Source organism: Pilimelia anulata, from assembly GCF_014647895.1.
Taxonomy (GTDB): domain Bacteria; phylum Actinomycetota; class Actinomycetes; order Mycobacteriales; family Micromonosporaceae; genus Pilimelia; species Pilimelia anulata.
In genome coordinates, this window is sequence record NZ_BMQB01000004.1 from 237989 (window position 1) to 251563 (window position 13575).

Consider the following 13575-nt stretch of genomic DNA (forward strand, 5'->3'; position numbering starts at 1 on the left):
CCGGCAAGGGGCCTTCGGGTGAACAGCGCGTGCACGCTGCGGGCAGGGCGGGGCCGCCCCCACCGATCGAGGGTGACGAATCGGGACGATCGATCCTGCCGACTTCTTGATCAACTCGATCGGTGATGCTGGGGGTGATGACCGACGCGACGACGACCACGAGCAAGCGGGCCCGGGCCGCCCGGCGGGCGGGCGAGTACCCGCCGGCGCCGGAGCCGCTGCCGGTGCCCGTACCGGACAGCCACACCCACCTCGACCTGACGGTCGCCGAGCCGGCGTTCGCCACCCTGCCGGCGGCGGGCGCGGCCCGCCCGCCGCGCGACCCGGCCGGCGCGCCGCCCGCCCACGGCGGGCCGGCCGGGGATACCGCCGGTCCGGGTGACGGCGACCCCGCCGCGATCGCACCCGACGACCCCCGGCTGCGGGCCGCCATCGACCTCGCCGCCGCCGTCGGCGTGGACCGGCTCGTCCAGGTCGGCGTGGACGTGCCGTCCTCGCGCTGGGGCGTGGCCGTCGCCGACGCCCACCCCGAGGTCGTCGCCACCGTCGCCCTGCACCCCAACGACGCCCCGCGCCTGCCCGACCTGGACGCCGCGCTGCGCGACATCGAGGCGCTCGCCGCCCACCCGCGGGTGCGCGGCATCGGCGAGACCGGCCTGGACCGGTTCCGGACCGGCGACGACGGCCGGGCCGCGCAGGAGGAGAGCTTCCGCGCGCACATCGGCTTCGCCAAGCGGTACGGCAAGCCGCTGGTCATCCACGACCGGGACGCCCACGCCGACGTGCTGCGCGTCCTCGACGCCGAGGGCGCCCCGGACACCGTCGTGCTGCACTGCTTCTCCGGCGACGCCGACTTCGCCCGGGCCTGCGTGGACCGCGGGTACGTGCTCAGCTTCGCCGGCACGCTCACCTTCGGCAGCGCCGCCGACCTGCGCGCCGCCGCCGCGCTCACCCCGGCCGACCAGTTGCTCGTCGAGACCGACGCGCCGTTCCTCACCCCGGCCCCGCACCGGGGGCGGCCGAACGCGTCGTACCTGGTCCCGCTGACCGTCCGGTTCCTGGCCGAGCTGCGCGGCGCCGACCCCGCCGAGCTGTGCGCCGCGCTCGCCGCCACCGGCGCCCGGGTGTTCGGCCCGTGGTGAACCTGCTCGGCCCGGCCGAGGTGCGCCGGCTGGCCGCCCGGCTCGGCGTCACCCCGACGAAGAAGCTCGGGCAGAACTTCGTGCACGACGCGAACACCGTCCGCCGGATCGCCGCCGCCGCCGACCTCGCCCCGGACGACGTGGTGGTCGAGGTCGGGCCCGGCCTGGGCTCGCTGACGCTGGCGCTGCTGCCGGGGGTCGCGCACGTGCACGCCGTCGAGCTGGACCCGGCGCTGGCCGCCGCGCTGCCCGGCACGGTCGCCGACATGGCCGGGCCCGACGCGGCCGCCCGGCTGACCGTCCGGCACGCCGACGCGCTGCGGATCGGCGCGGCCGACCTGGCCGGGCCGGCGCCGACGGCGCTGGTGGCGAACCTGCCGTACAACGTCGCGGTGCCCGTCGTGCTGCACCTGCTCGCCGCCCTGCCCGGCCTGCGGCACGGGCTGGTGATGGTGCAGAAGGAGGTCGCCGACCGGCTGACCGCGGGCCCGGGCTCCCGGGTGTACGGCGTGCCCAGCGTGAAGCTGGCCTGGTACGCCGCCGCCCGCCCGGCCGGTCGGGTGCCGCCGAGCGTGTTCTGGCCGGTACCCAACGTCGACTCCGGACTGGTCGCGTTCACCCGCCGGGAGCCGCCGCCGGGCGCCGACCGCGCGGCGGTCTTCGCGGTGGTCGACGCGGCCTTCGCGCAGCGGCGCAAGATGCTGCGGTCGGCGCTCGCCGGCTGGGCCGGCGGCGGGCCGGCCGCCGAGGCCGCGCTGACCGCCGCCGGGGTGCCGCCGACGGCCCGCGGCGAGCAGCTCACCGTCGCCGACTTCGCCGCCATCGCCGCCGCCCGGCACGGGTGAAACCCCGCGCTCCCGCGGGACAACCGGCGCCCGGTGGGCCATGATCGACCCCGAGCCGCGCGGCGGTGGGCGGGTGCGCCGGGCGGGTACGCTGACCCCGGGCCCCGACCGCCGCCCGGGGTCGCCGAGCCGGAGGAGGAGCATTGCGCGCTGACCGCGTACGTGGCGGGTCCGGTCGCGCTGCCCGCCCCCCGGCGTCGGATCCCCGCCCGCGGGGCGCCGCCGGCCGCCCGCCGGTCGCCGTCCCGTGACCGAGGCCTGGCGTCCGGACGACGACGACCGGCCCCGGCCCGCCTCCGGCCCGGTCCGCGTCCGGGTACCCGCGAAGATCAACATGCACCTGTCCGTCGGCCCGGCGCGCCCCGACGGGTACCACGACCTCACCACCGTGTACCACGCGGTCTCGCTGTACGACGAGCTGACCGCCCGCCCCGGCGACACGCTCACCCTCACCATGGCCGGCGAGGGCACCGGCGAGCTGGCCCTGGACGACACCAACCTGATCGTCCGGGCCGTCCGGGCGCTCGCGGCGCACACCCAGCGCCCCGCCCACGCCCGGCTGCACCTGCGCAAGCACATCCCGCTCGCCGCGGGCCTGGCCGGCGGCAGCGCCGACGCCGCCGCCGCGCTGATCGCCTGCGACACGCTCTGGGGCACCGGCCTCGGCCGCGACCAGCTCGCCGAGGTCGCCGCGGGTCTCGGCTCGGACGTACCCTTCCTCGTCCACGGCGGCACCGCGCTGGGCACCGGCCGCGGCGAGGTGGTCAACCCGGTGCTGGTCCGGCCGACCACCTGGCACTGGGTGCTCGCCGTCGCCGACGGCGGCCTGGCCACCCCCGAGGTGTACGGCGAGCTGGACCGGCTGCGCGCCGCCGGCACCGCCCCGGCGCCGCTGGGCACCACCGACCGGCTGCTCGGCGCGCTGCGCCAGCGCGACCCCGAGGTGCTGGCCGACGCCCTCGGCAACGACCTCCAGGCCGCGGCGCTGTCGCTGCGCCCGGCGCTGGCCGGGCCGCTGAACGCCGGCGTCACCGCGGGCGCGCTGGTCGGGTTCGTCTCCGGCAGCGGACCGACCTGCGTGTTCCTCGCCCGCGGCGCCGACCACGCCCGGGCCGTCGCCGCCGAGCTGGAGGCCGCCGGCCTGTGCCGGTACGCCGTCCCCGTCCAGGGCCCGGTCGCCGGCGCCCGGGTGCTCTAGCCCGCAACTTCCACGCCTTCCCGGAATCGCACCGGGTCGGGGCGCCGCGGTGCCCGGTGCCTCCGGGCATGTCGGCACATGCCGGGCGCGGGAAGGATTCGGGAAGGCGTTGGTGAGCGGGGCTGCCCAGTCTGATGCGCAGCGCCAGCCCCCCTCGCCCCCAGGAGCGTCCGGTGTATGCCCCAGCCATCGCGCCGCCCGGCCTGTCCGTCGACGACCTGTTCGGCGGCGTCCGCGCCCCCGAGGTCGCCGCCCTCGACCTGCTCAACGAGGTCGCCCTGCGGTACCCGGACGCGGTGTCGTTCGCGGCCGGCCAGCCGTACGAGGGCTTCCTCGACCTGGACGCGGTCCGCGCCCACCTGGACACCTTCGTGGCCCACCTGCGCGGGACCGCGCCGGACGAGGCCGCCGCGCGGCGCACCCTGCTCCAGTACGGCCGGACCAAGGGGATCATCCAGGACCTCGTCGCCCGGCACCTGCTGATCGACGAGGGGATCGACGCCGACCCGGAGTCCATCGTGCTCACCGCCGGCGCCCAGGAGGCCATCTTCCTGGTGCTGCGCACCCTGCGCCGGGACGACGCCGACGCGGTCCTCGCCGTCCGCCCCGGCTACGTCGGGCTGACCGGCGCGGCCCGGCTCGCCGACCTGCGGGTGCTGCCGGTGCGGGCCGGGTCCGCGGGCGTCGACCTGCGCGACCTCGCCGACGCGGTCGGCCGGGCCCGGGCGGCCGGGCTGCGCCCGCGGGCGCTGTACCTCAACGCCGACTTCGCCAACCCGACCGGCCACAGCCTCGACCGGCCGACCCGGCTGCGGCTGCTGCACGCCGCCGCCGACCTGGACCTGCTGCTGCTGGAGGACAACCCGTACGGCATCTTCACCGGCGAGCGCGGCAGCCTGCCGACGCTGCGCGCGCTGGACCGGGCCGACCGGGTGGTGTACCTGGGCTCGTTCGCCAAGTCCGGCTTCCCCGGCGCCCGGATCGGGTACGCCGTCGCCGGCCAGCGGGTCGACGCCGGCGGCGGGCGCCGGGAGACGCTCGCCGACCAGGTGGCGAAGACCAAGAGCATGCTCGGCCTGAACACGTCCCCGATCGGCCAGGCGGTGATCGGCGGCAAGCTGCTCGCGCACGGGCTCAGCCTGCGCGCGGCGAACCGGCGCGAGATCGACGTGTACCGGCGCAACCTGCGGCTGGCGCTCGCCGGGCTGGCCGAGCGGTTCCCGCCCGGCCACCCGGCCGGGGTGAGCTGGAACCGGCCCGAGGGCGGGTTCTTCCTCACCCTGCGGGTGCCGTTCCCGGCGGGCGACGACCTGCTGGAGCTGTCCGCCCGCGAGTTCGGCGTCCTCTGGACGCCGATGCACCACTTCCACGGCGACGGCCGACCCCGGCCGCGCATCCGGCTGTCCATCAGCAACCTCGAACCCGGCGACATCGCCACCGGCCTCGACCGGCTGGCCGCGTTCGTCGCCGCCCGCGCGGCGCCCTGACCGGCCCGCACCCTTCCCCCCATCCGGGCGCCCGCGACGGGTCGCCGACTGCCGAGAGGAAACGCGGTGACGGTCCCCCCTGCCCTGCTCAAGGGCGACGAACTGTTCGAGCACGACGCCGGCGCGCCGTACGACGCTTCCCGGGACATCTCCAAGTACCTGCTCATGCACTACGCCGAGGCGGCGGACGTGTTCGACCGCGGCCGGCACCCGCTGACGATGGCGCACGGGTACTGCCAGCGCCTCTCGGACCTGCTGCGCGACTGCGCCGCGCGCACCGGCACGGCCGTGGACCGGGCGCTGGACGTCGGGTGCAGCGTGGGCGGGCTGACCCACGCGCTCGGCACCTGGGTGGCCGGCGAGGTGGTCGGGGTGGACATCAGCCGGCGGTCGATCGAGGTGGCCCAGTCGCTGACCGAGCACGGGGGTGGGACGTTCTGCGTGATCGAGCAGGGCCCGTTCTACCGCGAGGTCGCGATCCGGGTGGCCGAGCCGCCGCTGCGCTGCCGGGTGCGGTTCGAGGTGGGGGACGCCGACGCGCTGGCGCCCGGCGGCGGGCCGTACGACGCGGTGGTGCTGTCCAACGTGCTCGACCGGGTCCGCCGGCCGGCGGACTGCCTGGCCCGGTTCGCCGGCCCGGCCGAGCTGCTGCGGCCCGGCGGGCTGCTGATGGTGGCCTGCCCGTGGTCCTGGTACGCCGAGTTCAGCGACCCGGCGCAGTGGCTCGGCGCCGCGGCCACCGGCACGCCCAGCGAGGAGTCGCTGAAGGCGCTGCTGGCCGCGGACTTCGACCTGCTGGCCGAGGCGGACGAGCCGGGGGTGCTGCGGCAGAACCCGCGCGAGTACGACTACTTCGAGTCGCACGTCACCGTCTGGCGGAAGCGGTGAGCGGTCCGCCCGCCACGGCGCTGCCGCTGTCCCACGCGCAGCGGCGGCTGTGGTTCCTGCACCGGCTGGAGGGGCCGTCGGCGACGTACAACATCCCGGTGGTCAGCCGGATCGCCGCGCCGGTCGACCCGGCCGCGCTGCGGGCGGCCGTCGCCGACGTGGCCGCCCGGCACGAGGTGCTGCGCACCCGGTACGCCGAGGTCGACGGCGAACCGGTGCAGCAGGTGCTGCCCGCGGCCGAGGCGGTCGTCCCGGTGCGGCACGAGACGGTCGACCCGGCCGCGGTGGACGCCCGGGTGGCGGCGGCCTGCGCCCGCCCGTTCGACCTGGCCGCCGACCTGCCGCTGGCGGTGTGGCTGTTCACCGTCGGCCCGGCCGACCACGTGCTGGTGCTGCTGCTGCACCACATCGCGGGCGACGGGGCGTCGTTCGGGCCGCTCGGCCGGGACCTGTCCGCCGCGTACGCCGCCCGGCTCGCCGGCCACGCCCCGGACCCGGCGCCGCTGCCGGTGCAGTACGGCGACTACACCCTCTGGCAGCGCGAGCTGCTCGGCGACCCGGACGACCCGGCCAGCGAGGTCAACCGGCAGCTCGGGTACTGGCGGTCCGCGCTGCGCGACCTGCCGGCCGAGCTGCCGCTGCCGGCCGACCACCCGCGCCCGGCCCGGGCCAGCTACCGCGGCGGGACGGTCGAGTTCGCCGTCCCCGCCGGCGTGCACGCCGGGCTGGCCGAGCTGGCCCGGGCGGAGCGGGCGAGCGTGTTCATGGGCGTCCAGGCGGCCATCGCGGTGCTGCTGACCAAGCTGGGCTGCGGCACCGACATCCCGCTGGGCACGGCCGTGGCCGGGCGGGCGGACGAGGCACTGGACGACCTCGTCGGCCTGTTCGTCAACACGCTGGTGCTGCGCACCGACACCGGCGGCGACCCGTCGTACCGGGAGCTGCTGCGCCGGGTCCGGGACGCCGACCTGGCCGCGTTCGAGCACCAGGACCTGCCGTTCGACCGGCTGGTCGAGGACCTGCACCCGGCCCGCTCGCTGGCCCGGCACCCGCTGTTCCAGGTGTTCTTCGTACTGGCCAGCGGCGGCACCGGCGACGTGGACCTGCTCGGCCTCGGCGCCACCCCGCAGCGGTCGGCCACCGACGTGGCGAAGTTCGACCTGTCCTTCTACGTCAGCGAGGAGCGCGCGGCCGACGGCGCGCCCGCCGGCCTGCGCGGCGTCGTCGAGTACAGCGCCGACCTGTTCCGCCGCGCGTCCGCCGGGGCGCTGGCCGCGCAGCTCGGCCGGGTGCTCGCCGCGCTGGTCGCCGACCCGGACGCCCCGATCGGCGCCGTCGACCCGCTCGCGCCGGTGGACCGGTACCGGCTGCTGACCGCGTACAACGACACCGGCCGGCCGCTGCCCGCCGGCACCCTCGGCGACCTGATCGCCGAGCGGATCGCCGCCACCCCCGACGCGCTCGCCGTCGTGGCCGGGGCCGACGAGCTGACGTACCGGGAGCTGGGCGAGCGGGCCGACCGGCTGGCCGCGGTCCTGCGCCGGTGCGGGGTGGGCCCGGAGCGGCTGGTGGCGCTGGCGCTGTCGCGGTCCGCGCAGCTCATCGTCGCGATGCTCGCGGTGTGGCGGGCCGGCGGGGCGTACCTGCCGCTGGACACCGCGCACCCCGCCGACCGGCTCGCGCTCACCCTGGACGACGCCCGCCCGGCGCTGCTGCTCACCGACCGGGAGTCGGTCGGCGCGCTGCCGGACGCCGACGGCTGCCCGCGGATCGTGCTGGACGACCCGCTGTCCGCCGGCCTGGTCCTGCCCGGCGCCGCCGCGGCCGGCCCGCCGGCGATCCCGGCGAACGCCGCGTACGTCATCTACACCTCCGGCTCCACCGGCCGCCCGAAGGGCGTGGTGATCACCCACGCCGGCCTGGTCAACTTCCAGCTCGGCGTCGCCGACCGGCTGCGGCTCGGCCCGGCCGACCGGCTGGCCGCCGTCACCACGCCGGCGTTCGACGCCTCGGTGCTGGAGCTGTTCCCGCCGCTGCTCGCCGGCGGCACGCTGGTGCTGGTGCCGCGGGCGACCGTCCGCGAGCCGGCCGAGCTGGCCGCGCTGCTCGCCGACCGCGGCATCACCGTCATGCAGGCCACGCCGAGCCTGTGGCGGATGCTCGACCCGGCCGCGCTGCGCGGGGTCCGGCTGCTGGCCGGCGGCGAGGCGCTGCCCGGCCCGCTGGCCGACCGGCTGCGCGCGCACGGCGCCGGGCTGGTGAACCTGTACGGGCCGACCGAGACCACCGTGTACTCCACCTGCGCGGTCGTCGGCGACCGGCCGGGCGCGCCGCCGATCGGCCGCCCGATCGCCAACACCCGGGTATACGTGCTGGACGGCGCGCTGCGGCCGGTGCCCGACGCGGTGACCGGCGAGCTGTACCTGGCCGGCGTGGGCGTCGCCCGCGGCTACCTCGGCCGGCCGGGACTGACCGCGACCCGGTTCGTCGCCGACCCGTACGGGCCGCCCGGCGCCCGGATGTACCGCACCGGCGACCTCGGCCGCTGGGCCCGCGACGCCCACCTGGAGTACCTCGGCCGCGGCGACGACCAGGTCAAGATCCGCGGGTTCCGGATCGAGCCCGGCGAGGTCGAGGCGGCGCTGGCCGCGCACCCGGCCGTCGCCGCCGCCGCGGTCGTCGCCCGGCCCGGCCCCGGCGGCGAGCCGGCGCTGGTCGCGTACCCGGTGCCGCGCGGCGCCGCCCCCGACCCGGCCGCGCTGCGCGACCACCTGGCCGCGCGGCTGCCCGACTACATGCTGCCGGCGGCGTATGTGCCGCTCGCCGCGCTGCCGCGCACCGCCAACGGCAAGCTGGACCGGGCCGCGCTGCCCGCCCCGCCCGCGCCGCGGGCCGCCGCCCGGCCGCCGGCCACGCCCCGGCAGCGCCGGCTGGCCGGCCTGTTCGCCGAGGTGCTGGGCGGTCCGCCGCCGGGCCCGGACGACAGCTTCTTCGACCTCGGCGGCCACTCGCTGCTCGCGGCCCGGCTGGCGCACCGGATCGAGGCGGCGCTGGGCGCGGCGGTCGGCGTCCGCGGCATCTTCGCCGCCCCGACGGTCGCCCAACTCGACCGCCTCCTCACGGCCACCACCGATCCCGCCGCCGGCGGCACCGCCACCGACGGCGCCGGCGCTCCCCGGCCGGTCGCGGTCGGCGGCGCCGCCGGGCTCGGGCCCGTGCTGACGTACCGGGCCGTCGGCGAGCGCCCGCCCGTGCTCCTGCTGCCGCCGGCCAACGGGCTCGGCTGGGGGTACTCGGCGCTGCCCCGGCACCTGCCCGCCGGCCACCCGGTGCACGCCCTCCAGGACCCGCGGCTGGCCGCCGGCCCGGTACCCGACCGGGCGGTCGCCGACCTGGTCGCCGGGTACCGCGAGCGGATCGCCGCCCTCGCCGGCGCCGGCCCGTACGTGCTGGTCGGCTGGTCCTTCGGCGGCACCCTGGCGCACCGGATCGCCGCCGCGGCCGGCGGCGACGTCGCCCTGCTCGTCCTGCTGGACGCGCACCCCGGCGGCGACGGCCCGGCCCGGCCGACCCCGGAGCATGTCCGGTACGCCGCCCTGGACGGCCTCGCCGACGACCCCGGCCCGGCCGGCCCGCGGGCGGCGCTGGCGGCCCGCAACAGCCCGCTGGCCTCGCTCGACGACGCCGCCCTGGACCGGCTGCTCGCCGTCACCGCGGCGAACCTGCGCGCCCTGGCCGGGCACGCCCCGCCGGCCTTCGCCGGGCCGGCGCTGGTGGTCACCGCCACCCGCGACGGCCACACCGACCGGCCGTGGCGGCCGCTGCTGCCGCCCGGCACCGCGTACCGCGACGTCGACTGTGGACACCTCGACGTCGTCAAGGCCGGCGCGATGGCCGCGCTCGGCCCGCTCATCGCCGAGAGGATGAACGCGATATGACCGACCGCCGAGTCAAGCGGCTGATCCGGAGCCGGCGGCGCATGTGGGGATGGACGTACCGATGACCGCCGCCCTGCTGCCGCACCCCGGCCTGGTCCGGACCGGGGAGCCCCCCGCCGTGCAGCGCGCCGCGATGGCGCGGATCCTGGGGGTCGGCACTGCCGTGCCGGCCACCTCGTACACCCAGGCCGAGGTCGTCGACCTGCTGGGGATCACCGACCCGCGGATCCGGTCGGTGTTCCGCAACAGCGCGATCGACCGCCGGTACCTGACCATGCCCCCGGCCGGCCCCGACGGCCGCCCGCGGCCCGAGCCCACCGGCGCCCTGCTGGCCAAGCACCGGGCACAGGGCGTGGCGATGGGCTCCCGCGCGGTCCAGGAGTGCCTCAAGCAGATCGGCGCGGACCCGGCCGACATCCGGTACCTGTGCTGCGTCACCTCCACCGGCTTCCTCACGCCGGGCTTCAGCGCCCTGCTCATCCGGGAGCTGGACCTGGACCCGCACACCGGCCGCGTCGACGTCGTCGGGATGGGCTGCAACGCCGGCCTGAACAGCCTCAACGCCACCGCCGGCTGGGCCCGGGCGAACCCCGGCGAGCTGGCCGTGATGGTGTGCACCGAGGCGTGCTCGGCGGCGTACGTCAGCGACGGCACGATGCGCACCGCCGTGGTGAACAGCCTGTTCGGCGACGGCGCGGCCGCGGTGGCGCTGGTCGCCGGCCCGGCCGTCGCCGACGGCACCGACCGGCCGCCCGCCCCCCGGGTGATCGACTTCACCAGCCGGATCATCACCGAGGCGCTCGGCGCGATGCGGTACGACTGGGACGAGGCGCACCAGGGCTTCAGCTTCTACCTCGACCCGGAGATCCCGTACGTCGTCGGCGCGCACGCCCGGGCCACCGTGGACCGGCTGCTCGGCCGCAGCGGGCTGCGCCAGGACGACATCGCCCACTGGCTCGTCCACTCCGGCGGCAAGAAGGTCATCGACTCGGTCGGGGTGAACCTCGGCCTGACCCGGTACGACCTGCGGCACACCAGCGGCGTCCTGCGCGACTACGGCAACCTGTCCAGCGGCTCGTTCCTGTTCTCCTACGAGCGGCTGCTGAACGAGGGCACCGTGCGCCCCGGCGAGTACGGCGTGCTCATGACCATGGGCCCCGGCTCCACCATCGAGACCGCGCTGGTCCGCTGGTGACCCGCCCGACGCACCGCCCCTGCCCTTCCGGACCGGCCCCTGCCCGGCCGCGCTCCGCGCCCCGACCGACCCCGGGAGACGACATGCAGCTCCAGCACAGCATCGACGGCGGGCGGCCGCTGGACGCCGACCTCGTCGCCGACCTCGACGCGTTCCTGGACCGGGTGGCCGACGCGCCGGCCGGCACCGTACCGGTGCTCCACCTGTCCGGCGCCCCGGCCGGGCCGCCCGCGCAGCGCCCGGCGATCGGCCTGGTGAACAAGTGGGAGCGCGTCCTGCGCCGGCTCGAACGCCTCCCCGCGCCCACCGTCGCCGCGGTGGCCGGGGACTGCGGCGGCACCGCCGTCGAGGCGCTGCTCGCCACCGACCACCGGATCGCCGCGGCCGGGTCCCGGCTGCACCTGCCGGCCGGCGCCGGCGGGGTGTGGCCGGGGATGGGCCTGTACCGGCTGGTCAACCAGGCCGGGTACGCCCGGGTCCGGCGGTCCGTCCTGTTCGGCGCGCCGATCCCGGCGGCCCGGGCGGCGGAGCTGGACCTGGTCGACGAGGTGGCCGCCGCGCCCGCCGCCGCGGTCGCCGCGGCGGTCCGCGAGCTGAGCGGCGCCGGCGGCGCGGAGGTGGCCGTCCGGCGGCAGCTCATGCTCGACGCGACGACCACCACGTTCGAGGAGGCGCTCGGCCGCCACCTCGCCGCCTGCGACCGGCTGCTGCGCCGGGCCGCGGGGGAGGGGGTGCCCGGTGTCGCGGCGTTCGCCTGAGCCGGTCGGCGCGCTGCCGGCCGCCCGCGAGGTCACGGCCGCCGCGGCGGCGGTGGACGAGCTGCTGGCCGGCCTCGCCCCGCCGGAGCGCCGGTCGACCCGGGAGCACGAGGCCGTCGCCGCCGTGCAGCGGGCCGCCCGCCGGGTGAAGGCCGGGTTCCTGCGGGCGCACACCGACCGCCTGTACGACGAGGTCACCGCGGGCCGCACCCGCGCGCTGGACCTGGCGGCCCTCGGCGCGGCGCTCGCCGACGCGGTGCCCGGCCTGCTGCCGGGCCCGGCCGAGCTGGCCGCGGAGCGGGAGCGCCCGCCGGCGGCCAAGCGCGGCTGGGAGGTGGACCAGGGCATCGTGTACGGGCACCTGCTCGCCGCCGACGGCGCCGGGCCGCACCTGGTGGCCGCCCAGCGCCGGCCCACCGCCCGGGCCCGGGAGCTGCTGCCGCGGCTCGCCGCGGCCGGCGCGGTGGACCTGCGCAGCGTCCGGGTGGAGGTCCGGGCCGGCGCCGCGCACCTGACCATGCAGCGCGCCGACTGCCTCAACGCCGAGGACGACGAGCAGGTCGACGACATGGAGACCGCGGTCGACCTGGCGCTGCTGTCGCCCGCGGTCCGGGTCGGGGTGCTGCGCGGCGGCGTGATGACCCACCCCAAGTACGCCGGCCGCCGGGTGTTCAGCGCGGGGATCAACCTCAAGAGCCTGCACGCCGGCCGGATCTCGTTCACCGGCTTCCTGCTGCGCCGCGAGCTGGGGTACGTCGCCAAGCTCGTGCACGGCCTCAGCGGCGACGACCCGGCCGAGCCGGACGTGCAGAAGCCGTGGCTGGCGGCGGTGGACACGTTCGCCATCGGCGGCGGCGCCCAGCTCCTGCTGGCCTGCGACCGGGTGGTGGCGGAGCGGGACGCGTACTTCAGCCTGCCCGCCGCCGCCGAGGGGATCATCCCCGGCTGCGCCAACCTGCGGCTCGGCCGGGCGGTCGGCAGCCGGCTCGCCCGGCAGATCGTGCTGGCCGGCCGCCGGATCGCGGCGGCCGAGCCGGCCGGCGCGCTGCTGTTCGACGAGGTGGTGCCGGCGGCCGACCTGGACCGCGCGGTCGAGGCCGGGGTGGCGCTGCTCGACGGCGCGGCGGTGGTCACCAACCGGCGGATGCTCAACCTCGCCGACGAGCCGCCGGAGCTGTTCCGCCGGTACGTCGCGGAGTTCGCGCTCCAGCAGGCCCGGCGGATGCACAGCGCGGACGTGCTCGGCCGGGTCGGCCGGTTCGCGGCGGGCGCGGCGCCCGCGCCGGCCGGGGCGCTGGCGGGCTGACGCGGTGGCCGACGAGCCGCGGGTGCGGTACGAGAAGCGCGGCCGGGTGGCGTACGTGACGCTGAACCGCCCGGCCGTGCTGAACGCGATGGACCTCGCCATGCACGCCGAGCTGGGCCGGGTCTGGGACGACTTCGAGGCGGACGACGACCTGTGGGTGGCGGTGCTGACCGGGGCCGGCGACCGGGCGTTCTCCACCGGCCAGGACCTGCGCGAGCGGGCCGAGCGGGACCGCGCGGGCGGGCCGGGCGGCACGTTCGGCAGCAACGGTCAGCCCGGCTGGCCGCGGCTCACCGAGCGGTTCGGGCTGACCAAGCCGATCGTCGCCCGGGTGCACGGGTACGCCCTCGGCGGCGGCTTCGAGCTGGCGCTGGCCTGCGACGTGATCGTGGCCTCGCAGCATGCGGTGTTCGGGCTGCCGGAGGCGCGGCTGGGCCTGGTGCCCGGCGCGGGCGGGGTGTTCCGGCTGGCCCGGCAGCTCCCGCTGCGCACCGCGCTGGGGTACCTGCTGACCGGCCGGCGGATCTCGGCGTCGCGGGCGATGCAGCTCGGGCTGGTCAACGACGTCGTCCCCGCCGACGCACTGGACGAGTGCGTGGCCGGCTGGGTGGACGACCTGCTGCGCAGCGCGCCGCTGGCGGTCCGGGCGATCAAGGAGGCGGCGCTGCGCTCGGTCGATCTGTCGCTGGCGGAGGCGTTCGCCGCCCGGTACCCGGCGGAGGAGCGCCGGTCGGCGAGCCTGGACGCGGTCGAGGGGCCGCGGGCGTTCGTGGAGAAGCGGGACCCGGCGTGGCGGGCCCGCTGACGGGGCTGTTCGC

The 13575-nt window shown here is 78.0% G+C and carries 10 protein-coding genes; all 10 read left to right on the top strand.

Translation table 11 applies throughout. From position 1 onward, the window contains the following. Window positions 1-125 precede the first annotated feature (125 nt). The 10 genes from IEY94_RS11285 to dpgD all read left to right on the top strand — a co-directional run bounded on the left by IEY94_RS11285 (window position 126) and on the right by dpgD (window position 13562). Window positions 126-1142 carry a TatD family hydrolase gene (locus tag IEY94_RS11285; RefSeq protein ID WP_189170256.1) on the top strand — a complete coding sequence of 339 codons (1017 nt, stop codon included), beginning with the start codon at window positions 126-128 and terminating at the stop codon, window positions 1140-1142. After that, window positions 1136-1987, top strand: coding sequence for a 16S rRNA (adenine(1518)-N(6)/adenine(1519)-N(6))-dimethyltransferase RsmA (gene rsmA, locus IEY94_RS11290; RefSeq protein ID WP_189170063.1), 852 nt, complete (start codon window positions 1136-1138; stop codon window positions 1985-1987). The genes IEY94_RS11285 and rsmA overlap by 7 nt, the downstream gene beginning before the upstream one ends. 247 nt (window positions 1988-2234) lie before the next feature. After that, the gene (locus IEY94_RS11295) at window positions 2235-3185 is read left to right on the top strand and encodes a 4-(cytidine 5'-diphospho)-2-C-methyl-D-erythritol kinase (protein WP_189170064.1); all 951 of its coding nucleotides are present in this window, start codon (window positions 2235-2237) and stop codon (window positions 3183-3185) included. A 173-nt stretch (window positions 3186-3358) separates the two neighbouring features. Further along, window positions 3359-4672, top strand: coding sequence for an aminotransferase class I/II-fold pyridoxal phosphate-dependent enzyme (locus IEY94_RS11300; protein WP_229783593.1), 1314 nt, complete (start codon window positions 3359-3361; stop codon window positions 4670-4672). 66 nt (window positions 4673-4738) lie between these two features. Beyond that, window positions 4739-5560, top strand: coding sequence for a methyltransferase domain-containing protein (locus IEY94_RS11305; protein WP_229783602.1), 822 nt, complete (start codon window positions 4739-4741; stop codon window positions 5558-5560). Next, window positions 5557-9498 (top strand): non-ribosomal peptide synthetase, encoded by a 3942-nt coding sequence (locus IEY94_RS11310; RefSeq protein WP_189170066.1) that lies wholly within the window; start codon window positions 5557-5559, stop codon window positions 9496-9498. Before IEY94_RS11305 ends, IEY94_RS11310 begins: the two co-directional genes overlap by 4 nt. A 49-nt stretch (window positions 9499-9547) precedes the next feature. Next, window positions 9548-10693, top strand: coding sequence for a 3,5-dihydroxyphenylacetyl-CoA synthase DpgA (gene dpgA, locus IEY94_RS11315; protein WP_189170067.1), 1146 nt, complete (start codon window positions 9548-9550; stop codon window positions 10691-10693). A gap of 83 nt (window positions 10694-10776) precedes the next feature. After that, window positions 10777-11451, top strand: coding sequence for an enoyl-CoA-hydratase DpgB (dpgB, locus tag IEY94_RS11320; RefSeq protein ID WP_189170068.1), 675 nt, complete (start codon window positions 10777-10779; stop codon window positions 11449-11451). Further along, window positions 11432-12757 (top strand): (3,5-dihydroxyphenyl)acetyl-CoA 1,2-dioxygenase DpgC, encoded by a 1326-nt coding sequence (gene dpgC / locus IEY94_RS11325; RefSeq protein WP_229783604.1) that lies wholly within the window; start codon window positions 11432-11434, stop codon window positions 12755-12757. The genes dpgB and dpgC overlap by 20 nt, the downstream gene beginning before the upstream one ends. Window positions 12758-12761: 4 nt before the next feature. After that, window positions 12762-13562: an enoyl-CoA-hydratase DpgD gene (dpgD, locus tag IEY94_RS11330; protein WP_189170069.1), complete on the top strand. Its 801-nt coding sequence runs from the start codon at window positions 12762-12764 to the stop codon at window positions 13560-13562. Window positions 13563-13575: the final 13 nt, after the last annotated feature.

Bases quoted from the DNA above. Each gene is read 5' to 3' on its own strand.
- IEY94_RS11285 (WP_189170256.1), top strand. From the start codon at position 126: ATGCTGGGGGTGATGACCGACGCGACGACGACCACGAGCAAGCGGGCC.
- dpgA (WP_189170067.1), top strand. From the start codon at position 9,548: ATGGACGTACCGATGACCGCCGCCCTGCTGCCGCACCCCGGCCTGGTC.
- dpgB (WP_189170068.1), top strand. From the start codon at position 10,777: ATGCAGCTCCAGCACAGCATCGACGGCGGGCGGCCGCTGGACGCCGAC.